Source organism: Mesorhizobium sp. B2-4-18, from assembly GCF_006441385.1.
In the GTDB taxonomy this organism is placed as follows: domain Bacteria; phylum Pseudomonadota; class Alphaproteobacteria; order Rhizobiales; family Rhizobiaceae; genus Mesorhizobium; species Mesorhizobium australicum.
The window spans coordinates 279,627-306,589 of sequence record NZ_VFUW01000008.1 but is presented as its reverse complement, the minus strand read 5'-3'; the positions used below and the strand labels follow the sequence as shown (position 1 = coordinate 306,589).

At 63.2% G+C, this 26,963-nt stretch carries 25 protein-coding genes, 1 tRNA gene and 1 pseudogene; 16 read left to right on the top strand and 11 right to left on the bottom strand.

The window, feature by feature from the left end; translation table 11 throughout:
- The first annotated feature begins 1 nt into the window (after position 1).
- The 9 genes from FJ527_RS20845 to FJ527_RS20805 all read left to right on the top strand — a co-directional run bounded on the left by FJ527_RS20845 (position 2) and on the right by FJ527_RS20805 (position 9,029).
- Positions 2-784 (top strand): DeoR/GlpR family DNA-binding transcription regulator, encoded by a 783-nt coding sequence (locus FJ527_RS20845; protein WP_015315477.1) that lies wholly within the window; start codon positions 2-4, stop codon positions 782-784.
- Positions 781-2,160 (top strand): carbohydrate kinase, encoded by a 1,380-nt coding sequence (locus FJ527_RS20840; RefSeq protein ID WP_140823998.1) that lies wholly within the window; start codon positions 781-783, stop codon positions 2,158-2,160. The genes FJ527_RS20845 and FJ527_RS20840 overlap by 4 nt, the downstream gene beginning before the upstream one ends.
- Positions 2,157-3,701 (top strand): sugar ABC transporter ATP-binding protein, encoded by a 1,545-nt coding sequence (locus FJ527_RS20835; RefSeq protein ID WP_140823997.1) that lies wholly within the window; start codon positions 2,157-2,159, stop codon positions 3,699-3,701. The genes FJ527_RS20840 and FJ527_RS20835 overlap by 4 nt, the downstream gene beginning before the upstream one ends.
- Complete coding sequence (locus FJ527_RS20830; RefSeq protein WP_140720180.1) at positions 3,698-4,696, top strand: ribose ABC transporter permease; 999 nt, start codon at positions 3,698-3,700, stop codon at positions 4,694-4,696. The genes FJ527_RS20835 and FJ527_RS20830 overlap by 4 nt, the downstream gene beginning before the upstream one ends.
- Positions 4,697-4,776: 80 nt before the next feature.
- Positions 4,777-5,715 carry an ABC transporter substrate-binding protein gene (locus tag FJ527_RS20825; protein ID WP_140720182.1) on the top strand — a complete coding sequence of 313 codons (939 nt, stop codon included), beginning with the start codon at positions 4,777-4,779 and terminating at the stop codon, positions 5,713-5,715.
- Positions 5,716-5,826: 111 nt separating this feature from the next.
- Positions 5,827-6,720, top strand: coding sequence for a sugar phosphate isomerase/epimerase (locus FJ527_RS20820; RefSeq protein ID WP_140712809.1), 894 nt, complete (start codon positions 5,827-5,829; stop codon positions 6,718-6,720).
- A 125-nt stretch (positions 6,721-6,845) separates the two neighbouring features.
- Positions 6,846-7,199, top strand: coding sequence for a cupin domain-containing protein (locus FJ527_RS20815; RefSeq protein ID WP_015315483.1), 354 nt, complete (start codon positions 6,846-6,848; stop codon positions 7,197-7,199).
- Between the two features lie 266 nt (positions 7,200-7,465).
- Positions 7,466-7,936 carry a DUF2231 domain-containing protein gene (locus FJ527_RS20810; RefSeq protein ID WP_140824016.1) on the top strand — a complete coding sequence of 157 codons (471 nt, stop codon included), beginning with the start codon at positions 7,466-7,468 and terminating at the stop codon, positions 7,934-7,936.
- Positions 7,937-8,144: 208 nt separating this feature from the next.
- On the top strand, positions 8,145-9,029 hold the full coding sequence (locus FJ527_RS20805) for an MBL fold metallo-hydrolase (protein ID WP_140823996.1): 885 nt from the start codon (positions 8,145-8,147) through the stop codon (positions 9,027-9,029).
- 59 nt (positions 9,030-9,088) lie between these two features.
- On the opposite strand, the gene FJ527_RS20800 is transcribed toward FJ527_RS20805, so the two are convergent.
- Positions 9,089-9,958, bottom strand: a complete 870-nt coding sequence (locus FJ527_RS20800; protein ID WP_140824015.1) for an NmrA/HSCARG family protein — start codon at positions 9,956-9,958, stop codon at positions 9,089-9,091.
- Between the two features lie 103 nt (positions 9,959-10,061).
- On the opposite strand from FJ527_RS20800, the gene FJ527_RS20795 reads away from it, so the two are divergent.
- On the top strand, positions 10,062-10,952 hold the full coding sequence (locus tag FJ527_RS20795) for a LysR family transcriptional regulator (protein ID WP_140824014.1): 891 nt from the start codon (positions 10,062-10,064) through the stop codon (positions 10,950-10,952).
- A gap of 64 nt (positions 10,953-11,016) precedes the next feature.
- Here FJ527_RS20795 and FJ527_RS20790 read toward each other — a convergent pair.
- Both FJ527_RS20790 and FJ527_RS20785 read right to left on the bottom strand, forming a co-directional pair.
- A tRNA-Arg gene (locus FJ527_RS20790) sits at positions 11,017-11,093 on the bottom strand.
- Between the two features lie 86 nt (positions 11,094-11,179).
- Positions 11,180-12,343 carry a M20 aminoacylase family protein gene (locus FJ527_RS20785; protein ID WP_140823995.1) on the bottom strand — a complete coding sequence of 388 codons (1,164 nt, stop codon included), beginning with the start codon at positions 12,341-12,343 and terminating at the stop codon, positions 11,180-11,182.
- Positions 12,344-12,580: 237 nt separating this feature from the next.
- On the opposite strand from FJ527_RS20785, the gene FJ527_RS20780 reads away from it, so the two are divergent.
- Together FJ527_RS20780 and FJ527_RS20775 are read left to right on the top strand one after the other, a co-directional pair.
- Positions 12,581-13,747 (top strand): D-alanyl-D-alanine carboxypeptidase family protein, encoded by a 1,167-nt coding sequence (locus FJ527_RS20780; RefSeq protein WP_140823994.1) that lies wholly within the window; start codon positions 12,581-12,583, stop codon positions 13,745-13,747.
- Positions 13,748-13,814: 67 nt separating this feature from the next.
- Entirely contained in the window at positions 13,815-14,909 is a 1,095-nt protein-coding gene (locus FJ527_RS20775) for a GTP-binding protein (RefSeq protein ID WP_140823993.1), read from the top strand.
- 4 nt (positions 14,910-14,913) lie between these two features.
- Here the strand turns inward: FJ527_RS20775 and FJ527_RS20770 are convergent, their stop codons facing one another.
- The 5 genes from FJ527_RS20770 to FJ527_RS20750 all read right to left on the bottom strand — a co-directional run bounded on the left by FJ527_RS20770 (position 14,914) and on the right by FJ527_RS20750 (position 18,895).
- Positions 14,914-15,156: a sulfurtransferase TusA family protein gene (locus FJ527_RS20770; protein WP_015315491.1), complete on the bottom strand. Its 243-nt coding sequence runs from the start codon at positions 15,154-15,156 to the stop codon at positions 14,914-14,916.
- Between the two features lie 10 nt (positions 15,157-15,166).
- Positions 15,167-16,498 carry a murein L,D-transpeptidase family protein gene (locus tag FJ527_RS20765; RefSeq protein ID WP_140823992.1) on the bottom strand — a complete coding sequence of 444 codons (1,332 nt, stop codon included), beginning with the start codon at positions 16,496-16,498 and terminating at the stop codon, positions 15,167-15,169.
- A 243-nt stretch (positions 16,499-16,741) separates the two neighbouring features.
- Positions 16,742-17,692 (bottom strand): acetyl-CoA carboxylase carboxyltransferase subunit alpha, encoded by a 951-nt coding sequence (locus FJ527_RS20760; protein ID WP_140823991.1) that lies wholly within the window; start codon positions 17,690-17,692, stop codon positions 16,742-16,744.
- Between the two features lie 98 nt (positions 17,693-17,790).
- The gene (locus tag FJ527_RS20755; protein WP_140823990.1) at positions 17,791-18,708 is read right to left on the bottom strand and encodes a site-specific tyrosine recombinase XerD; all 918 of its coding nucleotides are present in this window, start codon (positions 18,706-18,708) and stop codon (positions 17,791-17,793) included.
- Positions 18,709-18,742: 34 nt separating this feature from the next.
- Complete coding sequence (locus FJ527_RS20750) at positions 18,743-18,895, bottom strand: hypothetical protein (RefSeq protein WP_015315495.1); 153 nt, start codon at positions 18,893-18,895, stop codon at positions 18,743-18,745.
- A gap of 211 nt (positions 18,896-19,106) precedes the next feature.
- Between FJ527_RS20750 and FJ527_RS20745 the strand changes: the two genes are divergently transcribed.
- From FJ527_RS20745 to FJ527_RS29915, 4 genes and pseudogenes are all read left to right on the top strand, one after another.
- Positions 19,107-19,718 carry a shikimate kinase gene (locus FJ527_RS20745; protein ID WP_140823989.1) on the top strand — a complete coding sequence of 204 codons (612 nt, stop codon included), beginning with the start codon at positions 19,107-19,109 and terminating at the stop codon, positions 19,716-19,718.
- Positions 19,715-20,851, top strand: a complete 1,137-nt coding sequence (aroB, locus tag FJ527_RS20740; RefSeq protein ID WP_140823988.1) for a 3-dehydroquinate synthase — start codon at positions 19,715-19,717, stop codon at positions 20,849-20,851. The genes FJ527_RS20745 and aroB overlap by 4 nt, the downstream gene beginning before the upstream one ends.
- Before the next feature lies 1 nt (position 20,852).
- Positions 20,853-21,743, top strand: a complete 891-nt coding sequence (locus FJ527_RS20735) for an HlyC/CorC family transporter (protein ID WP_015315498.1) — start codon at positions 20,853-20,855, stop codon at positions 21,741-21,743.
- A gap of 2 nt (positions 21,744-21,745) precedes the next feature.
- A pseudogene (locus FJ527_RS29915) lies at positions 21,746-21,880 on the top strand (alpha/beta hydrolase); the annotation flags it as partial.
- Between the two features lie 69 nt (positions 21,881-21,949).
- Here FJ527_RS29915 and FJ527_RS20725 read toward each other — a convergent pair.
- The 3 genes from FJ527_RS20725 to FJ527_RS20715 are packed head-to-tail and all read right to left on the bottom strand — an operon-like array spanning position 21,950 to position 26,787.
- Positions 21,950-23,494, bottom strand: coding sequence for a SpoVR family protein (locus FJ527_RS20725; protein ID WP_140823987.1), 1,545 nt, complete (start codon positions 23,492-23,494; stop codon positions 21,950-21,952).
- A 9-nt stretch (positions 23,495-23,503) separates the two neighbouring features.
- Positions 23,504-24,817: a YeaH/YhbH family protein gene (locus FJ527_RS20720; RefSeq protein ID WP_015315501.1), complete on the bottom strand. Its 1,314-nt coding sequence runs from the start codon at positions 24,815-24,817 to the stop codon at positions 23,504-23,506.
- Positions 24,818-24,837: 20 nt separating this feature from the next.
- On the bottom strand, positions 24,838-26,787 hold the full coding sequence (locus FJ527_RS20715) for a PrkA family serine protein kinase (protein WP_140616802.1): 1,950 nt from the start codon (positions 26,785-26,787) through the stop codon (positions 24,838-24,840).
- Between the last annotated feature and the right edge of the window lie 176 nt (positions 26,788-26,963).

Genomic DNA, 26,963 nt, shown 5'->3' with positions numbered 1-26,963 from the left:
GTTGAGCGACCTCGGCCGCCAGCGTCAGATCGTCGAATTGCTGCGGGATCGCCCGTTTGCCTCCGTGCGCGAGTTGCAGGAGCGGCTCGGCGTTTCGGCGGCGACGGTCAGGCGCGATATCGACCGGATCGACGAGGCCGGTGAGGCCCGCAAGGTCTATGGCGGCATTTCGGCGCTCGATGGCGCCTCGCATGCGGGCGTCGCCTATGCCCGGCCCTATGACGAGAACCGCGACCTTGCCGTCGAAGCCAAACGGCAGATCGCGGCGGTCGCCGCGACCATGGTGCGCGATGGCGACGCGGTCATCGTCCATGGCGGCTCGACCTGCTTCCATCTCGGCGTCAAGCTCGCCGACCGCAACATCCGGCTCTACACCAATTCGATGCCGCTCGCGGCCTATCTCAGCGACCATGGCCATTGCAGCCTGACGGTTGCCGGCGGCGACCTGCACCGTGAACCCGGCATCATCCATTCGCCGACCCAGGCGACGTCCTTCTATGCCTCGAAATTCTTTCTCGGCACACAGGGGCTCAACCAGGAAGGGCTGCTGGAATCGCATCCGCTGCTGGTGCGGTCCATCGTCGAGCTCAGCCTGTGCGCCGACCAGATCGTGGTGCTGGCCGACAGCCGCAAGCTGTCGATCCACGCGCGCAACGTCGCGCTGCCGCTGTCGCGCATCGGCACGCTGGTGACCGATGACGGGCTCTCCGATGCCGATGCGCGCATGCTGGAGGATGCCGGCGTCATGGTGCGGATCGCTTCAACCTCGGGAGCCCTCGCGTGAACCTGGCGGTGCTCGACTTCGGCAAGACCAATTCGAAGCTGTTCGTCTTCGGCCAGGACGGACGCATTCTCGACGAGCGCCGGACGCAACCGAAATGGGCGCGCCAAGGCGGCTTCAGCGTGCTCGACGAGGCCGCCCTCCATAACTGGGCGTTCGGTGCCGTCGCCGACGCGGTCGAAAACCATGGTGTCGAAGGGGTGATGGTGTCGGGCCATGGCTGTACCTTCGCTCTTGTCGACGACAAGGCGCTGACCCATCCGATCCTCGACTACGAACAGGAGCCACCGGCCGAAATTGCCGCGCGGATCGACCGCCGCATCCCGGATTTCGGCGAGACGTTCTCTCCCCGCCTGCCGCTCGGCTTCAACTATGGCCGTCACATGCTATGGCTGCAGGAAGTCGATCCCGACGCGTTCGCGGCGGCGAAATGGATCCTCGGCTATCCCCAATACTGGAGCTGGCGCCTTGGCGGCCGGCCGGTCTGCGAGGTTTCCTATCTCGGCTGCCATTCGCATTTGTGGGCCCCGCGCAAACGTGATTTCTCCTCGCTGGTCGACGCCGAGGGCTGGCGTGGCCAGATGCCGGCTTTCGAACGTGCCGGCGCCGTCATCGGCGAGCAGCGCTTCGGTGGTGCCGGGCGCCCGGTCGCCATCCACAACGGCGTTCACGACTCCAATGCGGCGCTGCATGCCTATCGACGCCAGGAGCTCGGCCCGCTGACTGTCGTGTCGACCGGCACCTGGGTCGTCGTGCTCAACCCCGACTGTCCGCTCGAAGCGCTCGACCGTGAGCGCGACATGCTGGTCAATGTCGATGTCGACGGTGGTCCAGTGCCGACCATCCGCTTCATGGGCGGGCGCGAATTCGCCGTCATAAGCTGCGACTGGCAAGGCGCGATCCCGCATCGCTCGATCCAACAGGCGATCGATGCCGGCCTCATGGCGCTTCCGAGCTTCGCGGCGGGCGGGCCGATGCCGGATCGCCCCGGCCGGTTGGCCGGGCGCACGCCCGATGCCGGTGAACGCGCTGCCGTGGCGCTGCTCTATGTGGCGCTGATGATCGATCTCTGCCTCGACCTCATCCATTCCGACAATACCGTCATCGTCGATGGCGGGCTGAACACTGGCGGCTTGCTCGCCGGGCTCCTGGCGCAGCTGCGTCCCGGCCAGGGTTTCCTGCAAGGTGCTTCGCTCGAAGGCAGCGCCACGGGTGCCGCCGCGCTCGCCTTCGAGAGCGTGGGGCGCGACTTCGCCGCCGAGCTGCCGGAGCCGGTGCAGGCGACACGATTCGGCGGGCTTGCCGGCTATCGCGACGCTTGGCGCGATCTCATTGCCCGGCATGGTGCCGCCGCCAAGGCGGCGGGTGGTGAACGATGAGCGCGGCGGTGCGGACGCTAGCGGCGCGCCAGCCGGTGCTGGAGATGCGCCACATCTCGAAGACCTTCGGCGCGATCCGTGCCCTGCAGGACGTCTCGCTCAGCGTCCACGCCGGCGAACTGCATGCGCTGATGGGCGAGAACGGCGCCGGCAAGTCGACGCTGATGAAGGTGCTGTCCGGCGCCTATCGGCCGGATCCCGGCGGCGAGATCCTGATCGATGGCGCGCCCGCCGCGACGGGCGATCCGATCAAGGCGCGTGCTGCCGGCATCGCGGTGATCTATCAGGAACTGTCGTTGGCGCCCAATCTGACCGTGGCGCAGAACATCTTCCTCGGCAACGAGCCGCGCCGTTTCGGCATCGTCGACCGCGACCAGTGCAACCGGCGCGCCGCAGAGATCGTCGATCGGCTCGGTGTCTCCTTCTCGGCGCGCGCTTTGGTCTCCGGCCTGTCGCTCGGCGAGCGCCAGCTGGTCGAGATCGCCCGGGCGCTGTCGACCAATGCGCGCATCATCGTCATGGACGAGCCGACCACATCGCTCACCTCGCGCGAGACCGACCGCCTGTTCGAGGTGATCGCGACGCTGAAGGCGCAAGGCATCGCCATCATCTACATCAGCCACCGCATGGAGGAAGTCTACCAACTTGCCGACCGCGTCAGCGTGCTGCGCGACAGCGGCTATGTCGGTACGCTCGATCGCGCCGACCTCAACGCCTCGCGCCTGGTGTCGATGATGGTCGGCCGCGATCTCTCCGCCTTCTACAAGAAGGATCATCGCCCTCCAGACGGAAAACGCGCCATCGCGCTCTCGGTGCGCGGCATGTCCGACGCGCACCTGCTGAAGAACTGTTCGTTCGATCTTCATCACGGCGAGGTGCTGGCATTGGCGGGCCTCGTCGGCTCGGGCCGCACGGAGCTTGCCCGGCTGATCTTCGGTGCCGACAAACGCAGCGCCGGCACGATGGAGCTCGACGGCAAGCCCATAACCATCGGCTCGCCGCGCGAGGCGCTCGATGCCGGCATCGCCTACCTCACCGAGGACCGCAAGGAACTCGGCCTGTTCCTCGATATGTCCATTTCGGACAACATCAGCATGGGCGTACTTGTCAGGGACGCGCGAGCCGGCGGCCTTCGCGATTTCACGGCCGCCGACAGGCGTGCGGCAAAGGCCATTGCCGACCTGTCGATCCGCACCAACTCGGCGCAGGCCAATGCCGGCTCGCTGTCGGGCGGCAACCAGCAGAAAGTGCTGCTCGCGCGCCTTCTGGAGACCGAGCCGAAGGTCGTCATCCTCGACGAGCCGACCCGCGGCGTCGATGTCGGGGCCAAATCGGAAATCTATCGGCTGATCGACAATCTCGCCAACCGGGGCATCGCCATCCTGATGATATCAAGCGAATTGCCCGAGGTGATCGGCGTCGCCGACCGCGTGCTGGTGATGCGCGACGGCGCCATATCAGGCGAGGTGACGGCATCCGGAGGCGAGCCGCTTCGTCAGGAAGCGATCATGGAACTTGCGACGGGAGCGTCTCAGCGATGACAGACAGGACGACCGCGACGAAGAGTGTGGATCAGGCGGCGGTCAGGAGCCGGCGGCTGCGCACCACATTTGCCGCCCTTGGCATGCTGCCCGTGCTGGTGCTGCTGGCGGCCGGCTTCCAGTTCATCAATCCGCGCTTCCTCACCGGCACCAACCTGCTCATCGTCACGCAGCAATCGTCGATCAACATCGTGCTTGCCGCCGGCATGACATTCGTCATCCTGACCGGCGGCATCGACCTGTCGGTCGGCTCTATCCTCGCAGCGGCCGCGATGGTGGCGGTGCTGGTGTCGCTGGTGCCGGACTGGGGCCTGCTCGGCGTGCCGGCGGCCATCCTGGCGGGGCTCGGCTTCGGGCTCATCAACGGGCTGCTCATCGCCTATATCAGGTTGCCGCCGTTCATCGTCACGCTGGGTTCGCTGACAGCCGTGCGCGGCATTGCCCGCCTGCTCGGGCAGGACACGACGGTGTTCAACTCCGACCTGCCGTTCGACTTCATCGGCAACGGCTCGGTGCTCGGCATTCCCTGGCTCGTCGTCATCGCCCTGTCGGTGGTGGTGCTGTCCTGGCTGGTGCTGAAGCGCACGGTGCTCGGCACCTGGATTTATGCCGTCGGCGGCAATGCCGAGGCAGCTCGACTGACCGGCATCAAGGTGCCGCTGGTGCTGCTCTTCGTCTATGGCGTTTCCGGCCTGCTTGCCGGCCTTGGCGGCGCCATGTCGGCGGCAAGGCTCTACGCCGCCAACGGCCTGCAGCTCGGGCAAAGCTACGAACTCGACGCCATCGCCGCCGTCATTCTCGGCGGCACCAGTTTCGTCGGCGGCGTCGGCTCGATCTGGGGCACGCTGATCGGCGGCCTGATCATCGCGGTGCTCTCCAACGGCCTCATCTTGGCCGGTGTCTCTGACATCTGGCAGTACATCATCAAGGGATTGGTCATCATCGTGGCGGTCGCCCTCGACCGCTACCGGCTCCAGGCAGGAGCAAGAACGTGAGTGACCTAGTCGCCGGCATCAACGACCGGCTTGTGTAACGCACCGTGAGAGGCGCGGGGCATCAGGAGGAAGTAAGCGTAATGAAGACCATCGCCAAACTGCTCTGCGGCGCCGCCCTTGCGGCCGTCGTCATCGCGCCGGCATCGGCCAAGGACCTCAACAAGGTCGGCATCTCGGTCGGCCTGCTCGGCAACCCCTTCTTCGTCGCCACCATCAAGGGCATCGAGGACGCGGCCAGGAAGATCAATCCGAAGGTCGAGGTGACGTCGGTATCGGCCGACTACGACCTCAACAAGCAGGTCTCGCAGGTCGATTCCTTCATCGCCGCCGGCGTTGACGTGATCATGCTGAACGCGGTCGATGCCAAGGCGATCGCTCCGGCGGTGAAGAAGGCGCAGGCAGCCGGCATCATCGTCGCGGCCTTCGACGTTTCGGCGCCCGGTGCCGACGTCACGGTGATGACCAACAACGTCAAGGCCGGCGAGGAAGCCTGCCAATACCTGGTCGACCACACCGGCGGCAAGGGCGACTACGTCATCCTCAACGGGCCGGCGTCGTCGTCGATCCTGGAACGGGTGAAAGGCTGCAAGAACGTGCTTGCCCAGCATCCCGACATCAAGATCCTGTCCGACGACCAGAACGCCGAAGGCTCCCGCGATGGCGGCTTGAAAGTGTTCCAGTCGCTGCTCACCCGTTTCGACAAGATCGACGCGGTGTTCGCCATCAACGATCCGACGGCGATCGGCGCGGAGCTCGCCGCCAAGCAGCTCAACCGTTCGGAGTTCATCTTCACTGCGGTCGACGGGGCGCCGGATATCGAGAAGGAACTTTCTTCCGGCAAATCGATGATCAAGGCCTCGGCCTCGCAGGATCCCTATGTGATGGCCGGCCAGTCGCTCACCATGGCGGCCGACCTGCTCGCCGGCAAGAAGCCGGCCGAGGCCACCGTACTGCTCGACCCGAAGCTGATCACGGCCGAGAACCTGAAGGACTACAAGGGCTGGACCGCGGCCCGCTAAGCCTCCCAAGGCCGGTGCGGCCGGAGCGATCCGGCCGCACCATTCTCCTCGCCGCTTAACTCTTTGTTTTACGCAATTCCGGACGGAGAATTGCTTTAACCGGAGACGATCATGTCGCGCATCGGAATCCATTCCTTCGTCTGGTCGGCAAGCTCGGCGCAGGGCGAACTCGAACGCACGCTGGCCAATACCAGGGAGGCCGGTTTCGACCTGATCGAATTCTCTTATCTCGACCCCGCCAATGTCGATATTGACGGGCTTGCCAAACGCATCGCCGATCTTGGTCTCGGCGTCGCGATCAGCATCGGATTGCCTGGTGACGGCGATATTTCGAGCGCCGACAAGGCGATCGCCGCGCGCGGCGTCGAGATCCTCAGCGACACCGTCGCGCTGACGCGCGACCTTGGCGGCAGCAAGGTCGCCGGCATTCTTTCGACCAGCCATGGCCTGCAGATCGAGGCACCGACACGCGATCAATGGAACCGCAGCGCGGCAACGCTGGCAAAGGTCGCCGAGACGGCGAAGGCAGCCGGCGTCACGCTCAACCTCGAAATCGTCAACCGCTTCGAAAGCAACCTGCTCAACACCGCCGCGCAAGGGTTGGCCTTCATCGAGGACACGGGGTCGGACAACATCTTCCTGCATCTCGACACGTTCCACATGAACATCGAGGAAGCCGATGTCGGGCTCGCCATCCGCCACGCCGCCGCCAAGATCGGCTATGTCCATATCGGCGAGAGCCATCGCGGCTTCCTCGGCACCGGCAACATCGATTTCGCGGGGATTTTCGATGCGCTGACCGCAATCGGCTATGCCGACGATCTCAGCTTCGAATCCTTCTCCTCGGAGATTGTCGACGAGAACCTGTCGAAGAAGACGGCGATCTGGCGCAATCTGTGGACCGACAACATGGCGCTCGCCAAGCACGCGCGTGCCTTCATCGGCCTTGGGCTGGAAACGGCGCAACGCAAGGCAGAGCTGGTCTCGGCACGGCACAAGCCATAACCACTCCAGCTCGCGCCGGTCAGCCCGAATGTGCGGCCGTGCCTGTTTCGCATGGCACGGCATTGCCCCCGTCATGTGCATCGGCTATCCGACCCGCAGCACACATGAAGCAAACGGAGCCCGGCATGACGAACAAGACCATCCTGAAATTCGGCGCGGTCGAGCACGCGGAAGCTGGCGATCTGCCTGGCTGGATCGCGGTCGAGGGCCAACCGACCATGCAGACCGCCGTCCAGCACACGACTTCGGATGGCAAGGTGATATCGGGAACCTGGCGTGCGTCGCCAGGCACCTATCATGCGACCTACACCGATTATGAGTTCGTGCACATGATCGCCGGCCGCATCATCATCACGCCCGACGGCGGCACCCCAGTCGAGGTCGGCCCCGGCGACGCCTTCGTGGTGGAAGCCGATTTCAAGGGCACCTGGAAGATCATCGAGCCGGTGACCAAGCATTTTGTCGTGCGGGTCGGCTGAGCCGGCCCGATCACAGCCGAAGCAAGCCCGCCATGATTCGCCATGGGGGTAAGCACGGATTGCTTTGCGCCTATTGCGGCAAGCTATCCGCCCACGACTTCACTCAACCAGCTCCGCCACCTGACCGGTTTGTTCCCGCGCGCCTTTCCGCTTCGGAGCTCTGCCGCTTTGGGTTGTGGAACATTCAGCTGCAGCCGGCGTTTTACGTCACACTGTCTTTCAGAGATGCACCGCAGTCGCGCGCGACTGCCTTTGGAGGCATTACCTTGGCCCGCAACCCGCAAAGCACGGCAAGCATTGCCGGCCACCCGATCCATCCCATGCTGATCCCTTTCCCGATCGCTTTCTTCGTCGCCACCTTCGTTTGCGACCTGATCTTCTGGCGAACAGGCAATCCGGGATGGGTGAGCGCCAGTCTCTGGCTGCTTGGGGCGGGCCTGATAATGGCCGCCTTGGCAGCTCTTGCCGGGCTGACCGATGTCCTTGGCGATGTTCAAGTCCGCAATTTGCGTGACGCGTGGCTCCACGCCGGCGGCAATGTGCTCGTCGTCCTGATCGAACTCTACAACTGGTACTCTCGCTATGCCCATGGCGAGACGGCGGTGGTACCCACCGGCCTGGTCCTCTCGCTGATCGTGGTTCTCATTCTTCTGTTCACGGGCTGGAAGGGCTGGGAAATGGTCTACCGTCATCGCGTGGGCGTCGCCGATGGTCCAGGCGAAGTGAGCCGACACTGAGCGCGGACGAATAGGGCCCTCTGGCCTATGCGCCATGCCCAGCCTGCCGAGCCGTCCCAGGAAGGGCTATCGGCGACGGGTCGCCATTGCCGGACCGTGCCCGAGACCTATATCCCTAGCGAATTTGTGATCGGCCAACCCCGGAATTGTCCGCCGCACCAGCTGTCTTCCCGGTACCGTCGCGCCTCCGCGGCCAGAGGATACCCGCATGACAAGGTTCAATTCCACCAGGCTGTTGGCCACAACGACTTTGGTGCTGCTCCATCAGGGGCTGGCAATGGCGCAGATGCCGGCGCAGCAGCCGGATGCCAGGTCATTCAAGCTTGGCACACTCGACATCGTCGCCCTGCACGACGCCCAGTTCGTCAAGCCCAACGACGGCAAGACCTTCGGCCTCGATCACAGCCCCGCGGAAGTCGGCGAGCTGCTCAAGGCGGCGGGAGCGCCGACCGATACCATCACGCTGAGCGTCGACGCCGTACTGGTCAAATCGAAGACCAGTGTCGTATTGATCGACACGGGTGTCGGGGGCGCGCTGCAGGACAGCCTGGCCAAGGCCGGCATCAAACCCGCTGACATCGGCGAGATATTGATCACCCATTCTCATCCCGACCACATAGGAGGGCTGGTCAAGGATGGCAAACTGGCTTTTCCCAACGCCACGATAAGGATGTCTGACGTGGAGTGGGATTTTGCCAAGTCCAACAAGGATGCGGCCGACATCGTCAAGGTCATCGCCGACCATGTGAAACCGTTCAAGGCCGGCGCCCAGGTCGCGCCTGGCATCACCTCGGTAACGCTCAAGGGACACACACCCGGCCATGTCGGCTATCAGATAAAGTCCGGAAAAGAACGGCTGTTCGATATTGGCGACACGGTGCACAGCTCAATCATCTCGCTCGCCAAGCCGGACTGGGCCGTGGCCTTCGACGGCGACAAGCCGGAAGGTGAGCAGAACAGGGCCAAGACCTTGGCCACGCTGGCCAAGGACCACGAGATGATCTTCGCACCGCACTTTCCGTTCCCCGGTATTGGGCAGATCGAGAAAGACGGCGACCACTTCAAATGGACGCCGAGCGACAAGCCCAAGTAGGATTGATTCCAGCCATAGAACTACCAGCTGCTTGAGGCTGAGCGCGAATGCGGTTGGCCTCAGACCGATGCTGCAAGCTCAGTCGCGAAGTTGCGATAGGAGTGCAGCGGGCGGCCCAGGATCCCTGTCAAACGCTCGACGTCGCCGGCCCCAGGAAGCATGCCGTCGGCGACATAGCGCTCGGCCATCAGGCGCATTTCATAGGCCATCCACTTGGGCATGATGTTCGCCAGATTCTGCTCGAACCCGGTAGGATCATCGCCGCCATAGGCAATCGGGCGGCCCAGGACATCCGACCAAATCGCCGCTACATCCGAGCCAGTCAGCGTATCGGGGCCGACCAGATTGATGATTTCGATCGGCAGCTTGCCCGGGGCCTGGTCACGACGGACCAGCTCGACGGCTGCGACCTCGGCAATGTCGCGGGCGTCGACCATGGCGATGCCCTTGGCTCCGATCGGCATCGGATAGATCCCATGGTTGAAGATGACATCCTTGATCATGAGTTCATTGTCGATGAAGTAGGCCGGGCGCAGGATAGTGGCGCTGAAGCCCATCTGTTCGATCATCCGCTCCGCGCCGGACTTCACGGCGAAATGCGGCACGTTGACGAAACCATCGCTGTGGATCACCGACAGGTAGACAACCCGCTCGACGCCTGACTCGCGGGCAATGTTCAGGGTGATGAGCGCCTGGGTGAATTCGTCCCCCGACACCGCGTTGAGCAGGAACAGTGTGTTGACGCCAGCAAACGCTTTGCGCAGCGAGTCGATATCGAGCAGTTCGCCTTGCACGACCTCTACAACGGCCGGAAAGTCAGCCTTCGAGATGTCGCGAACGAGGACGCGCACATCGGCGCCGCGCTTGACGAGCTGCTGGACGACTTGGCGGCCGACACGGCCAGTGGCGCCGGTAACGAGGATAGTCATGATTGTTTCTCCGAGTTGGGTTGCTTGACGACCCCAATATGAGTGGTTCACACATGGGCCAATAGGTGTGATATTTGAACGCAGCGTATCACTGGTGGAACACATCGATCTGGTTGCTCTCGCTGATTTCGTCATCGTGGCGCGCCACGGCGGCTTCGGGCGTGCCGCCCGCGCTGCCGCTCGTCCTAAGGCGACGCTGTCGCGTCGGGTCGCGGAGCTTGAGGCCAGCCTTGGTCTGCGCCTGTTCGAACGCGGCGCACGCATGCTCAAGCTGACGGAGGAAGGGCGCGCGCTATACGAACGTGCGGGCCGGCTGCTTACCGAACTCGACGAGACAGCCGCAGCGATCTCCTCGGGAGGTGAAAGGCCGCGAGGCAGGTTGCGGATCAGCGCGCCACTGGTTTTTTCGCAGACCGCGATGGGAAAGATCGCCGCCGGATTCGCGCTGAGGTATCCGGAAGTCAGGCTCGATGTGTCGACGGAAGACCGCTCCGTCGACATGATCGAGGAGGGATTTGATCTGGTGATCAGGGTCAATCCCGATCCGGATGACAGCCTCGTCGGACGAGTCTTCCTGCGCGATCGGCTGGTGGTCGTGGCAAGCCCTGACCTCGCGCGGCCGCCCGGACACCACCCCGCTCCCGCGGTCGTGCGCACGGCCGGCGATCGACCGATCTGGGCCGTGAAGACGCCCACTGGCCGGGCAACTATCGCGATCCAGCCAGTCCTGACCCTGTCATCGCTGATCATGGTCCGGGGTGCGGTGCGAGCGGGGGTCGGTGCGGGCCGCCTCCCCGTGTCGCTTGTCAGCCACGACATAGCCGACGGCTCGCTGATACATTGGGGTGATGTCGAGGGAGGCGACATCACCTTGTGGGCGCTCTACCCGTCCAGGCGGCTGCTAAGCGCTCGGGTGTCCGCGTTTCTCGACTACCTCAAGCAGGCATTCCCGATGGGGACGCCCGATGAATTGGCCGCCTATGTCGGCAAGTGACGTGTAGAAAGCGGGTCGCCAACCGGGCAGCTTACTGCACGCAGCCATCGTAAAATTGAAAGCATGGTGATCCCGACAGGAATCGAACCTGTGACCTACAGATTAGGAATCTGCCGCTCTATCCTACTGAGCTACGGGACCACGCGGCCCGACACATAGCCGCTTCGGATCGTTTCGCCAAGAGGGCCGGCCGAACGCAATTCGGCCGGCGCTTTATAAGACCGGCCTCAGGCGGCTAGCGCCGTCTCCGCCAGTTTCACCCAATAGCTCATGCCGTGCGGGATGGCTTCGTCGTTGAAGTCGTAGGCCGGATTGTGGAGACCGGCGGTCTCGCCATTGCCGATGAAGATGAAGGCTCCAGGCCGGGCTTCCAGCATGTAGGAGAAATCCTCGCCGCCCATCACCGGCTGGATCTCGCGGTGCACCTGGGCATCGCCCGCCACGTCGGCGGCCACATCGCTGGCGAAGACCGTCTCATCCGCATGATTGAACGTCACCGGGTAGTTCGCGTCGTAGTCGACCTCGATCGTCGCGCCGTAGGCGGTGGCAAGTCCCGCGCAGATGGCGCGGATCCGCTCTTCCGATTTCCTGGCCACTTCCTTCTTCAGCGTGCGCACGGTGCCGGCGATCTCGGCCGATTCCGGGATGATGTTGTAGGCGTCGCCGGCGTGGAACTTGGTCACCGACACCACCACCGCCTCGACCGGATCGGTGCTGCGCGAGGCGATCGTCTGCAAGGCGCCGACCAACTGGCTGGTGATGACGATCGGATCAATCGTGCCGTGCGGCATCGCCGCATGGCCGCCCCGGCCTTTCACGGTGATAGTGAATTCGGCCGTCGCCGCCATGATCGGGCCCGGACGGATGGCGAACTGGCCGACCGGCAGGCCGGGCATGTTGTGCATGCCGAACACTTTAGCGATGTCGAAACGCTCCATCATGCCGTCCTTGACCATCTCGTTTCCGCCGCCGCCGCCTTCTTCCGCCGGCTGGAAAATCACCGCCACGCAGCCCGTGAAGTTGCGCGTCTCGGCGAGATATTTCGCCGCGCCGAGCAGCATCGCGGTGTGGCCGTCATGGCCGCAGGCATGCATCTTGCCCGGAACGGTCGAGGCGTAGGGCTTGCCGGTGATCTCCTTGAGCGGCAGTGCATCCATGTCGGCGCGCAACCCGATTGTGGGGCCTTCCCCCTGACGGCCGCGAATGATGCCGACGACGCCCGTCTTGCCGAGGCCGGTCACCACATCGTCGCAGCCGAACTCTTTCAGCTTTTCGGTGACGAAGGCCGCCGTCTTGAAGACATCGAAGTTCAGTTCTGGCGTCTGGTGCAAATGCCGTCGCCAGCCGGCGACTTCGTCCTGCATTTCGGCGGCGCGGTTGAGGATTGGCATGATGGTTCCATTTCGTTGTTGGTGCAGCCGGCTTCAGCCTGGTGGTTTGCAATTGGGCCCGGGGTGCCTTGCAATTGTGATTGTCAGGCGCTTTGCCATGTTGGCGTCACATAGGGTAAATAGCACCGCAATAATGCGGTCCGGTTTTTGAGGGTCGGATCCTTATGCTGGCGGTCACGTAATGAAATCTTACGGAGCCAGGGGCAATCAGGGCAAGAGGCGATTTCGGATTCGATCATGCGGTACAGGCATTTCCTCAAACTATTCCCGGCTGGCGCAATCATGCTGTCCGTCCTGGCTGGGCCAGCGCTGGCCAATCCGGTGGTGGTCTTCGACCTGAAGAGCGGCCAGATCCTGCAGCACCAGGATGCCTTCAAGCGCTGGTATCCGGCCTCGCTCAGCAAGCTGATGACCGCCTATGTGACCTTCCGGGCGATCGCGGCCGGAGAAGTCCAGCTCGATTCGCCGATCAAAGTGACCAAACATTCCGCCGGCGAACCGCCAAGCAAGATGGGTTTCAAGCCCGGCTCGGTGATGCGGCTCGACAATGCGCTGAAGATGATGCTGGTCAAGTCGGCCAACGACATCGCCATGGCGGTCGGCGAGAATGTCGGCGGCTCGCAGGCCGCCTTCGCTGAAAGGATGAATGCCGAGGCGGCTAGGCTCGGCATGAACGGCACCCATTTCGTCAACCCGAACGGCCTTTACTCGCCCGACCAGTACACGACGGCACGCGACCTTTCGATCCTGGTGATGGCGATCCGCCGCGAGTTCCCGCGATATGCGCCGTGGTTCTCGATCGAGGGGCTCGCGGTCGGCAATAGGGCCATTCCGAACTACAATCTCCTGATCGGCCGGTATCCCGGCGCCGACGGCATGAAGACCGGCTTTGTCTGCCCGTCGGGCTTCAACATGATCGGGTCGGCGACCCGCAACGGACGTACGCTGGTGGCGGTCGTGCTTGGCGAGAAGTCGGCGGTCAGCCGCGCCGAAGCCGCGGCCAAATTGCTCGATCAGGGCTTTGACGCACCTGCCGCCGGGTCCACCACCGTCACCACGCTCGCTCCCTACGGTGATCTGATCTCGCCCAACGACATGCATGACGAAGTCTGCAAGAAGAAGAGGAAGGCGGAGCAGTCCGAGGCGCCGCCGCCGGCCGCCGCCAAGGACCAGCCTAAATCGCCCTATCGGGAGAAGCTCGACCATGTGCCGACACTGGTTGCCGTCGGCCTTGGCGGCGCCACCGGTCCGGCGCCGAAGGCGATGCTTGACGAGGGCGCGCAGGAATATGCCGACGTGCCAATCCCGACCTGGCGGCCCGACAAGCCGGTACCCGCCGGCACGGGCCCGAAAGTCGTGGGTGCCGCCGCCCAAGGCGACCAGCCGGCCAAGGTCGCGAATTAGAGCACGATCCAAAAAGTGAAATCCGGCTTTCGCGAGAGATCATGCCCAAATTAGAAGGCAGAACCAGATGAGCGGTTTCCCGATCCCAGTCTCGGTGCTAACCGGCTTTCTCGGCGCCGGCAAGACGACATTGCTCAACCGGCTCCTGAAGGATCCGGCGCTCGTCGACACCGCGGTCATCATCAACGAGCTCGGTGAGGTGGCGATCGACCACCTGCTGGTCGAGCAGGCCTCCGACGGCATCATCCAGCTTTCCGACGGTTGCCTGTGCTGCACGGTGCGCGGCGAACTTGTCGACACGCTGGCCGACCTGGTCGACCGGCTGCAGACCGGCCGTATCGCCCGGCTTGGCCGCGTCATCGTCGAGACCACGGGATTGGCCGACCCGGCGCCGGTGCTGCAGTCGATCATGGCCCATCCGGCGCTGGTCCAGGCCTTTCGGCTCGACGGCGTCATCACCATGGTGGATGCGGTCAACGGCAATGCTACGCTCGATGCGCATGTCGAGGCGGTCAAGCAGGTCGCCGTGGCCGACCGCATCGTCATCTCCAAGGCCGATCTGGCCACCGATCACGGCGACCTCGACACGCTGCGCGCGCGCTTGCGGCAGATCAATCCCGGGGCACGACTGCTCGATGCCGGGGAGGCGAAAACCGGGGTGGCCGCATTGTTCGACTGCGGTCTCTACAATCCTGCGACCAAGTCCGCCGACGTGCGGCGCTGGCTCGGCGAAGAGGCCACGCATGATCATCACCACCATGACCATCATGACCATGACCATGCCCATCGCCACGATCAGCGCGTAAAAACCCATTCGCTGGTGCATGACGGGCCGGTGCCGTTTTCAGCCATCGAGATGTTCCTCGATCTCCTGCGTTCCACACATGGCGAGCACCTGCTGCGGATGAAGGGCGTCATCGAATTGCAGGAGGATCCGTCGCGGCCCTTGGTCGTGCATGGCGTCCAGAAGATCCTGCATCCGCCGGTGCGATTGCCGTTCTGGCCGGACAGCCAGCGCGGCACGCGGCTGGTGCTGATTACGCTCGACATGCCGGAAGACTATGTGCGCCGGCTGTTCGCCGCCTTCACCAACCGGCCGTCGGTCGACACGCCCGACCGCGCGGCGCTGGAAAACAATCCGCTGGCGATCGCCGGACGTTAGCCTCCTACGATTGGTATTCGCCGCGTTCGACCAGAAAGCGATGGCCACCGGACATCGCCGCCGTCTCGATCAATTGATGTCCGCTGTCGGCGCAGAAGGCAGGAATATCGATAACAGCCAGAGGGTCGGTGGTTTCGAGCCAGAGCCTGCTGCCGGGCTGCATCCCGGCCAGGCGCTTTTTCGCCTTGAGGACCGGCAAAGGGCAGTTCAGCCCCTTGAGGTCGTAGATAGCTATCAGTTCGGCCAAGGTGAAAACCTCAGCCGCCGAACATGCCGAGCAGCTTGTTCTTCAGCTTCGTAACCCGGCTTTCGTCGGCGCTCGTAGCCTGCGTCTCGGCTGCCGGCGCGGCCTCCGCCGGAGCCGCGATGGTCGCGGTGGCAACCGGAGCTTCCTTGGCGGCCTTGGCCGCTTCCTTCGCAGCCACGGCTTGCGCCTTGGCAGCTTCCTTTTCGGCCAACGCTTGCGCCTTGGCGGCTTCCTTCGCCGCTTTTGCCGCTTCTATGGCCGCCACCCGCTCTCGCTCGGCCTTCTCCTTGGCAGCCTTTTCGGCGTCGAGCGCGGCCATCTTGCGACCGGCGGGCGAATCGATGCGGCCCATGCGCGCCGTCTCGGTGACCGAACCGTCGGTGTTGAGCGACGGCGGATCGATCGGCACGCGCTCGCCACGCGCCCGGCGCTTGGACCAGTCGGAGACGATGCTGGCTTCCTTGATGCCGGCAATCGTCGGCTTGGGTGGCGGCACGCTGGCCTTGAGCGCGCTATTGAAGGCCGCGTCATAGGTGCTTTGATAGGCGTTATAGGCGCTCTTAAGCGAATCCGGCTGCGTGGTCGCCGGGCAGGGGCCGGTCGGATTGAAGGTCTGCCCATCGGGAGCGACCTGGTTGAAGACGTAGCGCTTCTCGCAGACGTCGACTTTCGGTGGCACCTTGGTGACCTCGAAATTGTCGTAGCCGACCTTGAGCATCTTCCAGAATTCGTAATTCGGGTCGTTGCGGTAGCGCGCCATGTTGGCGGCCGTCATGCGGAACGGAAAAGCCTGGATCTGGAACTCGGTCTGACCACCCTGGAAGGCGTCGCGGCCGAAGGCGTAGATCTGCTCGATCTGGGCGTCGGTCATCGAATAGCACCCCGACGACGAGCAGGCGCCATGGACCATCAGGTTCTGGCCGGTGCGGCCATTGGCACGATCATAGGCGTTGGGAAAGCCGATGTTGAACGACAGATGGTAATTCGAGCGCGGATTCATCTGCGACGGGCGAACCGTGTAAAAACCTTCCGGCGCCTGGCGGTCGCCTTCGGTATATTTCGGCCCGAGCTTGCCCGACCATTTGCAGATGTCGTAGCTCGCCACCATGTCGTAGCGACCGTTGGTCTTGGCCTTCCAGATCTCGAGCTTGCCTTCTTCCTTGAAGATGCGCGCCATTACCGAAGAGGTGCGGACCATGCCCTTGGCTCTCATATCGGCAAGGATCTTGTCGGGCAGCGGCTTGTTGGCTTCGGGGGCAAAGTCCTTCATCGACGAATCATTACAGCCCGCGACGGCAATCGAGGCGGCAAGAACTCCAGTACGAGCAAGCTTGGCAAACATGGATAAGGCTATGTCTTTTCTTTCGGGCCAATGGCTTCGAAACGGCCACACCCGCATGCTGAACACTGACGAACCGTAAGCCCGTTAACCTTGAAAATTCCTTACCGCAAGGCTCGGCCAATCTCCCGCGGTGATTTCATTGAACCGAATGGGGCGGCATTTTTGTGGCGAAACTGCTCATCGCCGCCACATTTGGGGTGGACAGACAGCTTCCGTCAGCCCTGTTCCGCCGCCCAAGCGGCGTCAGAGGCTGCGGCCCATCGCCAGGTATTTCTCGCGGCGCTGTTCGCGGAAATCGATGTTGGCGCCGGCGAATTCCTTCATCGTCTTGGCGATGAGATCGCCGGTCGCGGCAATCACCGTTTCGGGCGCGCGCTGGGCGCCGCCCATCGGCTCGGGGATGATGGCGTCGATGACCTTCAGTTCCAAAAGATCCTGCGCGGTGATCTTCATGTTGGTCGCCGCGTCCTTGGAGCGCGTCGTGTCGCGCCACAGGATGGAGGCGGCACCCTCGGGCGAAATCACCGAATAGATGGCGTGTTCGAGCATGTAGACGCGGTTGGCGGTGGCAATCGCGATGGCGCCGCCCGAACCGCCTTCGCCGATAACCACCGAGATCGACGGTACTTTCAGGCCAAGGCAGGCCGAGGTCGATCGCGCAATCGCTTCGGCCTGGCCGCGCTCCTCGGCGCCAACGCCGGGATAGGCGCCGGCCGTGTCGACCAGTGTCAAAAGCGGGATCTTGAAACGGTCGGCCAGTTCCATCAGCCGCACCGCCTTGCGATAGCCTTCGGGGCGCACCGAGCCGAAATTGTGCTTCAGGCGGCTCGCCGTGTCCCAACCCTTTTCCTGGCCGAGAATCGCGATGGGCTCGCCGCGGAAACGGGCAAAGCCGCCGACGATCGCCTGGTCCTCGCCGAAATTGCGGTCGCCGGCGAGTGGCGTGAAGTCGCTGAACAGGCCCTTGATGTAGTCGATGCAGTGCGGCCGGTCGGAGTGGCGCGCCACCTGCACCTTCTGCCACGGCGTCAGCGCCTTGTAGAGTTCGCGCAGCGCGTCGCGCGAGCGCTTCTCGAGCCTGGTGATCTCATCGGCGACATCGACCGCCTCGCCGTTCTCGGCAAGCTTCTTGAGCTCGAGGATCTTGAGCTCAAGATCCTGCACCGGCTTTTCGAAATCGAGGTAATTGTACATGCTTGGGCGGACCGATACGTCGGAAGGCAATGACCGCGGAACCGTTGAAACCAAGGCTCCGGGCGGTGAAATGTCGTCCTCACATAGCGATATGAGGCCTAGTCGGCAAGCGGATGATGATCGTTGACCAACCGCACCAGCCGCTCTTCCAGCACGTGGGTGTAAATCTGTGTCGTCGATATGTCGGCATGGCCAAGCAGTTGCTGAACGGCTCTCAGGTCGGCGCCGTTCTGCAGGAGATGGCTGGCGAAAGCATGGCGCAGCACGTGCGGCGAGATCTTGGCCGAGGCGATGCCGGCGCGCCCCGCCAATCCTTTCAGGTCACGGGCAAAGACCTGGCGCGAGAGATAGCCGCTGTCGGATGCCGCCGGAAACAGGAACGGGCTGTTGGCGAAGGCGGGCAGCTTGGCCCGGGCGTCAAGCCAACTCCGCATCGCCGCGCGCGCCTTGGCCGACAGAGGCACCATGCGTTCCTTGTCGCCCTTGCCGCGTACCATGAAGAAACGGTCATCGCGCTGCGCCACCGTCACCGGCAGGCCGACCAGCTCGGAAACGCGCAGTCCGGTGGCGTAGAGCACTTCGACCAGCGCATGCAGGCGCAAAGCCGCCAGCCTGTCGGCGTGGCCGAGTCCGTCATCACCGGCTTCCTGCGCGGCGCGATCGATCAGCCGGCCGGTTTCGGCCTCGCTCATCGTCTTGGGCAGCGGACGGCCCTTTTTCGGGCTGTCCAGCGTGCCGGTGGGGTCATCCGCGCGCAGGCCCTCGGCGTAGAGGAACTTGAAGAACTGGCGGATCGCCGACAGTTTGCGTGCCTGTGAGGTCGGCGCGAAGCCGCGCGCGGCGATATCGTCAAGATAGGCCCTGATGTCGGCGGCGCCGGCGCGGGCAAGTCCGCCATCGATCCCGCCGGAAGCATCCTCGAGATCGCGGCGATAGGAGGAAAGTGTGTTCTCCGCCGCTCCCCGCTCGACGCTCATCATTTCCAGGAAGGCCTCGATGCGAGCGGCGCTGTTCATGTCCTTGAGGCGGTCCCGAGTCGGTCTTCTTGGTTCAGTTTTTCTTCGGATTGAGCTTTTCCGGCGGAATACGCACGCTCATCTCGGCTTTTTTCGGCTCGACGAACATCACCAGCGCGAACATCGTACCATAGGCAATGCCGGCCAGAATCGCGAGGGTCACGACAAAGCGAAACAGTGTCGGCATTCAGTTCTCGCCCGTCTTCTTGTTCTGCGTTTCCAAACCCTGTGCCCTTATGGGACGCCTATCCGGCCAATTCAAGGAAGAAGCGGACCCCTGTTAGCAACTTCCGATGCAAGGGTCGCTCTGTCCATATCGGCCCATGGCACTTGGCACGCTTGACGCAAACCGGCTTTTCATGTCGATACGCCGGCAAAGAGGGCCGAAGAAACAGCCGATGAACGCGCTACAGGCAAATCCCCCAGGCGAGACCCATGCCGCGCTGCTTGGCCGGCTGGGCAGCCGGTCCATCGTCTTTGTCGGGCTGATGGGCGCCGGCAAGACGGCGATCGGCCGCAAGGTGGCGACCATGCTTTCGCTGCCCTTCATCGACAGCGACCAGGAGATCGAAAGCGTGTCGCGGATGACGGTTCCAGAGCTGTTCGAGCGCTATGGCGAAACCGAGTTCAGGGCCCTGGAACAGCGTGTCATCCTGCGCGTGCTGGAAAACGGCCCGCAGGTTCTGTCGACCGGCGGCGGTGCCTTCATGAACGCGCAGACGCGCGAGGCCATCGCCGCCCATGGCGTCTCGGTTTGGCTGAAGGCCGAGCTCGACCTTCTGATGGACCGCGTTTCCAAGAAGCAGAACCGGCCGCTCTTGAAAAGCGCCGATCCCCGCGCCGTGCTGGAGCGGCTGATGGCGGAACGCTATCCGGTCTATGCCACCTCTGACGTCACCGTGCCGACCCGCGACGATCGCAAGGAGGTCATCGCGGCCGAGGTGATCGAGGCGCTGTGCCGGCATTTCGGCATCGATGCGATAGCCGCGACGGGCGAGGTCGAATCATGAGCGCGGATCAGCCAGTCACAGTCGAAGTCGGTCTGGGCGACCGCGCCTACGACATAGTGATCGGCTCCGGCCTGCTGTCGCGCGCCGGCGCTGAGATTTCGCGCCGGCTGCCGGGCACGCGCGCCGCTGTGGTGACCGACGAGAACGTCGCCGCCGCGCATCTCGATACGCTGAGGGCCGGGCTCGAGAAGAGCGGCATCCAGCCCGCGATCATTACGATGCCGCCCGGCGAAAAGACCAAGAGCTTTGCCCATCTCGAGGCGGTGGTCGACGGCGTCCTGGCCGCCAGGCTGGAGCGCGGCGACGTCGTCATCGCGCTTGGCGGCGGCGTCATCGGCGATCTCACCGGTTTTGCCGCCGGGATCGTGCGGCGTGGCATGAATTTCGTGCAGGTTCCGACATCGCTTCTGGCGCAGGTCGATTCCTCGGTCGGCGGCAAGACCGGCATCAACAGCCCGCGCGGCAAGAACCTCGTCGGCGTCTTCCTCCAGCCCAAGCTGGTGCTGGCCGATACCGAAGCGCTCGACACGCTGCCGATCCGCGAATTTCGCGCCGGCTATGCCGAGCTTGCCAAATACGGGCTGATCGACCGGCCGGATTTCTTCGCCTGGCTGGAAACGAATTGGGAAAAGGTGTTCGCCGGCGGACCGGAGCGGGTCGAGGCCATTGCCGAAGCCTGCCGTGCCAAGGCCGATGTCGTTGCCCGCGACGAGTTCGAGACCGGCGACCGCGCTCTGCTCAACCTCGGCCATACGTTCGGGCACGCGCTCGAAGCCGCCACGCACTATGACGGGACGCGCCTCGTCCACGGCGAGGGGGTCGCCATCGGCATGGCGCTGGCGTACCGGTTCTCCTCTCGGCTCAATCTCGCCAGCCCCGACGACGCGGCCCGCGTCGAGGCGCATCTGCGTGCCGTCGGGCTGCCGTGGCGGATGGCCGACATTCCGGGCGACTTGCCCGATGCGGATGCGCTGCTTTCATTCATCACGCAGGACAAGAAAGTGTCGCGCGGCGCGCTGACCTTCATTCTGACGCGCGGCATCGGCGAGGCCTTCATCGCCAAGGATGTGCCGGCCTCGGAAGTGCTGGCGTTCCTCAGGGAAAACCATCCAGGCAACGGGAAAGCCGGCTGAGATGGACACTGGCTGGGTCGTCTTCGCCGTTCTTGCCATCCTCGTCATCCTGGTCGTTGCCGTGCGCACCCGCCTGCTTGCCATGTTCGGCTATGAACTGTCGCGCATCGAGCCGCAGCGGTCGAGCCAGGACGAATTGCGCGGCGCGGTCGACGATTTTCGCCGCGACGGCCAGGTGGTGCGTGAGGATCGCGACCGCATCGGCGGCCTGTTCGACCTCGAAGAGCTCGAAGTTTCCGACGTCATGGTCCACCGCACGAATATGCGCTCGGTCAATGCCGACAATGCGCCGGAAGCGGTGGTGCGCGAGATCCTGCAGAGCCCGCACACCCGCATGCCGCTCTGGAAAGGTTCACTCGACAACATCGTCGGCGTGCTGCACGCCAAGGATCTGCTGCGCGCGCTGAACGAAGTCGGCAATGATTTCTCGCGGATCGACGTGATGAAGATCGCGTCAAAACCGTGGTTCGTGCCCGACACCACGACCTTGCAGGAACAGCTCAACGCCTTCCTGCGCCGCAAGACGCATTTTGCCGTCGTCGTCGACGAATATGGGGAGGTCGAAGGGCTGGTGACGCTGGAGGACATTATCGAGGAGATCGTCGGCGAGATCGCCGACGAGCACGATGTCGACATCCAAGGCGTCAAGCAGGAAGCGGACGGCTCCGTCGTCGTCGAAGGCACGGTGCCGATCCGCGACCTCAACCGGGCGCTCGACTGGAACCTGCCGGACGAAGAGGCGACGACCATCGCCGGCCTCGTCATCCACGAGGCGCAATCGATCCCCGAGGAGAAGCAGGCTTTTACCTTCCATGGCAAGCGCTTCGTCGTCATGAAACGCGACAAGAACCGGATTGCCAGGGTCAGGATCCGGCCGGCCGGCGACAGTTAAAGCGCGCCAGCGGCACCGAGGTGACGCTGTTCGACGGCACCGCCTATACGCACATGTCGATCAACCGCGATTTCGGCGAGGACGGCGACGCGCTGACCGCTGCCGCGCTGGCGTTCCTGAAATCGACGGTCGGTTGAGCGCACCGGCTGTCCGTGGCGTGTTCCACTCGTTGTGCCTGGCAGCCGCCGATGCCGCCGGGCGGAAATTCAAAAGTCGTTGCTTGACCGTTCGCTGAGCGTCGCACCGGTTTCGGCGTCGACCGAAGCGAGGCTGACCTCATAGCCCCAGAGGCTTCGGACATGGCGCAGGGTCGCGTCGCGGCTGCCACTGTCGAGCAGTACGCCCTCCTTCACCTTGTGCTGCAGCCGCAAATGCCGGTTACCGAGCAGGTCGACATCCACCACCTGGATATCCGGCCGGCTCGCGCCGATGTCGTAGCTCTGGGCCAGCGCGGCACGTATCTTTTGGTAGCCGCGCTCATTGTGGATCGAGGCCACCTCGTAATGTGCGTCGTCGGCCTGATCGGCGAGGACAAACATCCGCCATTTCCGTATCAGGGCTGGGCTGAGGTGCTGGCGGATGAAGGATTCGTCGCGGTGGTTGGCCCAGGCGTCCAGGAGCACATCGCGCCAGTCACCGCGGCCCGCGATGTCGGGAAACCAGTCGCGGTCCTCCGCCGTCGGCGCGGTCGAAATGCGTTGTATGTCCTGCATCATGTCGAGGCCGAGCGCGTATGGGTTGATACCGGAGAACCGGGGGTCGTCGAAGGCCGGCTGGAAGATCACATTGGAATGGTTGCGCAGGACCTCGAGCATGGCGCCCTCGCTGATCTGGCCGCGGTCGAACAATGCGTTCATGAGGGTGTAGTGCACGAAGGTGGCGCAGCCTTCGTTCATCACCTGCGTTTGCCGCTGCGGATAGAAATACTGCGCGACGATACGCACGATGCGGATGATCTCGCGCTGCCAGGGCTCCAGGACAAGGCTGTTCTTCTCGAGGAAATAGAGCAGATTTTCCTCGGGCAGGTTGAGCGATTTCTTCCGCTCCGCCAAGCCTTCATCCTTCTTCTCGTTCTTGCTGCTGTCCTGCGAGGGAGGCAGCGTGCGCCACAAGTCGTTGTAGGAGCGTTCTTCATATTCCAGGCGCTCGCGCAGCCCTTCACGCTGCCGCTCCGACGACAGCTTTGGCGGCCTGTGGTATCGGAACACGCCTTGTTCCATCAGCGCGTGGGCGCAGTCGAGAATGCTTTCCACGGCCGACAGTCCGTGCCGCTCCTCGCATCGGGCAATGTAGCCCTTGGCGAACTCCAGATAGCTCAGAATCCCCCCGGCGTCGGTCCACTGCCGGAACAGATGATTGTTCTTGAAGAAATGATTGTGTCCGAGCGCAGCATGCGCCGTCACCAGGGCCTGCAAGGCCATGGTGTTTTCCTCCATCAGATAGACGATGCAGGGATTGGAGTTGATGACCAGTTCGTAAGCCAGGCCCCGTCCACCCTTGCGATAGAGAAAATCCTGGTACAGGAAATGCTTGCCGAACGACCAATGACGATACATCAGCGGCATGCCGACCGATGAATAGGCGTCGAGCATCTGTTGCGAGGAAATGATTTCCATCTGCACCGGGTAGGTGTCCAGCTTGAGTTCCTCGATGGCGATTGCCGCAATCGCGTCGTAGGCGTGCGACAATTTCTGGAAGTCCCAGTCGGATCCGGAAAAGAGCAAACCCGGTTTGCTGGCTGTCCTGGCCATGGTTTCCCCTCAGGCGCTCTTCCGGAGCGCGGGCTGTTTGGCGAAGAGCTGACGAAAGACAGGATAGATATCGGCGGCCGTGGCTATGCGGCTCATCTGGAAGTTCGGCCAGTTCGATTCGATGGCGCTGTAGGCTCGCCAGAGCGACGTCCCGTTTTCAGTCGCGCCGAAGATGTGACTCTCGCGTTCGTCGATGATCTCGACATAGGCGAAATACTGGCACAGGCGCATGAGCTTGCCGTTCAGCAGGGCGATGCAGCGCTCGGAATCGGTGGCGAAATTGTCGCCGTCCGAGGCCTGGGCGGCGTAGATGTTCCACTCGCTCGCGGGGTAACGCTGCTCGATGACGCGATGCATCTCCTCGAGCGCGGTGGAAACGACGGTGCCACCGCTTTGCGTGCAGTAGAAGAAGGTTTCCTCATCCACCTCCTGCGCCTCGTGCGTGTGGCGGATGAAGACGATTTCGGTGCGTTCATAACGTCGCTTCAGGAATAGGTGCAGCAGCACGAAGAAGCGCTTGGCCAGGTCCTTCTCGCGCTCGCCCATCGAGCCCGACACATCCATCAGGCAGAACATGACCGCTTTCGCATTCGGCACCGGGCGCTGGTCGAAGCGGTTGAACCGGATGTCGACCGGGTCGACGAAGGCAATCCGCCGGCGCCGGCGCTCCAGCCGCTCGATCTCTTCTTTGAGCGCCACGACGCGCTCGCGCGTTTGAGCATCAGGCGGAGCGGCCTCCAGCAAGGCGAGTTCCTGCATGATCGCGTCGACCGCCGCTTGCTTGGGGCGCCTGAGCGCAATGCGGCGGCCGTGGCTGTTGCGCATCGTGCGGCCGACATTGATGTTGGTTGGCGAACCGGTGGCGGCGAAACCCGCCCGGCGCGGCTTGAAGGCAAGGATCTCCTTGAGGTTGAGCTTGACCAGGTCGGGCAGTTCGAGATCCTCGAAGAAGAGATCCAGCACCTCCTCGCGCGAAAGCACGAAACGGAAGTCGTCCTCGGACGCGGTTTTTCCCGGTGACGAACCGCCCATGCCTCCGCCCTGGCCGGGCTTGGGGATCAGGTCGCCTTGGGAGAATTGCCTGTTGCCCGGCAGGATGTGCCGGCGCCGGCCGGTGTCCCTGGCGTCGTTGAAGGTCGGCTCGCCAGTGCCTCTTTCGGGCATCGGCACGACGTGCTCCGCGTCCACGTCGGCGATCCGCCCAGCGCGGATCTGGTCGCGAATGCTGCGCTTGAGCTCCTCGCGGGCACGCCTGAGAAAGCGCTGGCGGTTGCCAAGGCTTTTGTCCTTCGGATTCAAGCGGCGGTCGATAAAGATCGGCATGCAACCATTCGGACTTGCTCTCAGCCCGCCTTGTTCACCCGCATGTACCAATCGACCAGCCGGCGCACCTGCCGTTCCGTATAGCCGCGCTCCACCATCCGCTGGACGAATTCATTGTGCCGCTTTTCGGTGACGCTATCCTGCTTGGAGCCGAAGCTGATCACCGGCAGGAGATCCTCGACCTGGCCGAACATGCGCTTTTCGATGACCTCGCGCAGCTTCTCGTAGCTCGTCCATGAAGGGTTGCGGCCATGGTTGCGCGCCCGGGCACGCAGCGTGAACTTCACCACTTCGTTGCGGAAGTCCTTCGGATTGGCGATGCCTGCCGGCTTTTCGACCTGCGACAGTTCGTTGTCCAACACCTCGCGGTTGAGGATCTGGCCGGTGTCGGGGTCCTTGTAGTCCTGGTCCTCGATCCAGGCATCGGCATAGGCGATGTAGCGGTCGAACAGGTTCTGGCCATATTCGCTATAGGATTCCAGATAGGCCTTCTGGATCTCGTGGCCGATGAACTCGGCGTAACGGGCGGCCAGTTCCGACTTGATGAATTCGAGATAGGCGGCTTCCGTCTCCTTCGGAAACTGCTCCCGTTTGATCGCTTCTTCCAGGATGTACATAAGATGCACGGGGTCCGCCGCGACCTCGTTGGTATCGTAGTTGAACGTCTGCGACAGGATCTTGAAGGCGAAGCGCGTGCTGACGCCGGTCATGCCTTCGTCGACGCCGGCGGCGTCGCGATATTCCTGGACTGACTTCGCCCTCGGGTCGACTTCCTTGAGGTTCTCACCATCATAGGCGCGCATTTTGGTGTGCAGCGGCGAATTGTCGTGCTCGGCAAGGCGGGTCGAGACGCTGAACCGGCTGAGGATGTCCAACACCTCGGGCGCGCAAGGGCTGGCGGCCAATTCACTCTCGCGCAGCAGCTTCTCGTAGATTTGCCTCTCTTCGGTGATGCGCAGGCAATACGGCACCTTGACCACGAGGATGCGATCGAGAAACGCCTCATTGTTCTTGTTGTTCTTGAACTGTTGCCACTCGGATTCGTTGGAATGGGCAACGATGATGCCCTGGTAGGGAAAGGCACCAAAATTCTCGGTGCCGTTGTAACTGCCTTCCTGGGTCGCCGTCAGCAATGGATGCAGCACCTTGATGGGCGCCTTGAACATCTCGACGAATTCGAGCAGGCCTTGCGTCGTTCGGTTCAGTCCGCCGCTGTAGGAATAGGCGTCGGGGTCGGACTGGCTGAAATTTTCCAATTGCCTGATGTCGACCTTGCCAACTAGGGCCGAGACGTCCTGGTTGTTCTCGTCGCCAGGCTCGGTCTTGGCGATGCCGATCTGGCGCAGCCGCGACGGCATCAGTTTGACCACGCTGAATTTGGAAATGTCGCCGGACAGTTCGTCGAGGCGCTTGGCCGCCCATGGCGAGATAAGTCCGTTCAGGCGGCGCCGGGCTATCCCGTATTTGTCCTCCAGGAGATCGCTCATGCGATCGGGGTGGAACAGGCCAAGCGGCGATTCGAAAACCGGACTGATCTGGTTGCCGACCTTCAGCGTGTAGATCGGGCGCTCCTCCATCAATTTCTTCAACCGTTCGGCCAAGGAGGATTTGCCGCCGCCGACCGGACCCAGGAGGTAGAGGATCTGCTTGCGCTCCTCGAGGCCCTGCGAGGCATAGCGGAAATATCCGGCGATGCGCTCGATCGTATCCTCCATCCCGTAAAAGTCGGAGAAGGAGGGATATATCTTGACGGTCCGGTTCGAGAAGATACGGCCTAGCCGCTCGTCCTTGCTGGTGTCGACCAGGTTTGGCTCGCCGATCGCCTCGACCATTCGTTCCGGCGCCGAGGCATACATCGATTTGTCCTCGCGGCAGGCGAGCAGATATTGCTGGAGACTTATCTCTTCCTGGGCGGCGTTCGCATAAATTTCCGAAAAGAGATGGAAGACGTCGGATTGGTTCTCACGCATGATCGTTGCCTTCGGAGCCATTCTGATGGGGCTCGCATATTCAACTGCGGGAAGGCATTGTTTGTTCCGTCGCTCCGGCCCGAATGGCCGTCCATCAACCGCGATTTCGGCGGAGATGGCAATGCGCCGAACGCCGCCGCGCCAGCGTTCCTGAAATCGACGGTCGCCTGATCCTG

What these genes read in the sequence shown, in the direction of transcription:
- FJ527_RS20835 (WP_140823997.1), top strand. Translation starts at nt 2,157, where the DNA reads ATGAGCGCGGCGGTGCGGACGCTAGCGGCGCGCCAGCCGGTGCTGGAG.
- FJ527_RS20830 (WP_140720180.1), top strand. Translation starts at nt 3,698, where the DNA reads ATGACAGACAGGACGACCGCGACGAAGAGTGTGGATCAGGCGGCGGTC.
- FJ527_RS20825 (WP_140720182.1), top strand. Translation starts at nt 4,777, where the DNA reads ATGAAGACCATCGCCAAACTGCTCTGCGGCGCCGCCCTTGCGGCCGTC.
- FJ527_RS20820 (WP_140712809.1), top strand. Translation starts at nt 5,827, where the DNA reads ATGTCGCGCATCGGAATCCATTCCTTCGTCTGGTCGGCAAGCTCGGCG.
- FJ527_RS20815 (WP_015315483.1), top strand. Translation starts at nt 6,846, where the DNA reads ATGACGAACAAGACCATCCTGAAATTCGGCGCGGTCGAGCACGCGGAA.
- FJ527_RS20805 (WP_140823996.1), top strand. Translation starts at nt 8,145, where the DNA reads ATGACAAGGTTCAATTCCACCAGGCTGTTGGCCACAACGACTTTGGTG.
- FJ527_RS20800 (WP_140824015.1), bottom strand. Translation starts at nt 9,958, where the DNA reads ATGACTATCCTCGTTACCGGCGCCACTGGCCGTGTCGGCCGCCAAGTC.
- FJ527_RS20785 (WP_140823995.1), bottom strand. Translation starts at nt 12,343, where the DNA reads ATGCCAATCCTCAACCGCGCCGCCGAAATGCAGGACGAAGTCGCCGGC.
- FJ527_RS20780 (WP_140823994.1), top strand. Translation starts at nt 12,581, where the DNA reads ATGCGGTACAGGCATTTCCTCAAACTATTCCCGGCTGGCGCAATCATG.
- FJ527_RS20775 (WP_140823993.1), top strand. Translation starts at nt 13,815, where the DNA reads ATGAGCGGTTTCCCGATCCCAGTCTCGGTGCTAACCGGCTTTCTCGGC.
- FJ527_RS20765 (WP_140823992.1), bottom strand. Translation starts at nt 16,498, where the DNA reads ATGTTTGCCAAGCTTGCTCGTACTGGAGTTCTTGCCGCCTCGATTGCC.
- FJ527_RS20760 (WP_140823991.1), bottom strand. Translation starts at nt 17,692, where the DNA reads ATGTACAATTACCTCGATTTCGAAAAGCCGGTGCAGGATCTTGAGCTC.
- FJ527_RS20755 (WP_140823990.1), bottom strand. Translation starts at nt 18,708, where the DNA reads ATGAACAGCGCCGCTCGCATCGAGGCCTTCCTGGAAATGATGAGCGTC.
- FJ527_RS20750 (WP_015315495.1), bottom strand. Translation starts at nt 18,895, where the DNA reads ATGCCGACACTGTTTCGCTTTGTCGTGACCCTCGCGATTCTGGCCGGC.
- FJ527_RS20745 (WP_140823989.1), top strand. Translation starts at nt 19,107, where the DNA reads ATGAACGCGCTACAGGCAAATCCCCCAGGCGAGACCCATGCCGCGCTG.
- aroB (WP_140823988.1), top strand. Translation starts at nt 19,715, where the DNA reads ATGAGCGCGGATCAGCCAGTCACAGTCGAAGTCGGTCTGGGCGACCGC.
- FJ527_RS20735 (WP_015315498.1), top strand. Translation starts at nt 20,853, where the DNA reads ATGGACACTGGCTGGGTCGTCTTCGCCGTTCTTGCCATCCTCGTCATC.
- FJ527_RS20725 (WP_140823987.1), bottom strand. Translation starts at nt 23,494, where the DNA reads ATGGCCAGGACAGCCAGCAAACCGGGTTTGCTCTTTTCCGGATCCGAC.
- FJ527_RS20720 (WP_015315501.1), bottom strand. Translation starts at nt 24,817, where the DNA reads ATGCCGATCTTTATCGACCGCCGCTTGAATCCGAAGGACAAAAGCCTT.
- FJ527_RS20715 (WP_140616802.1), bottom strand. Translation starts at nt 26,787, where the DNA reads ATGCGTGAGAACCAATCCGACGTCTTCCATCTCTTTTCGGAAATTTAT.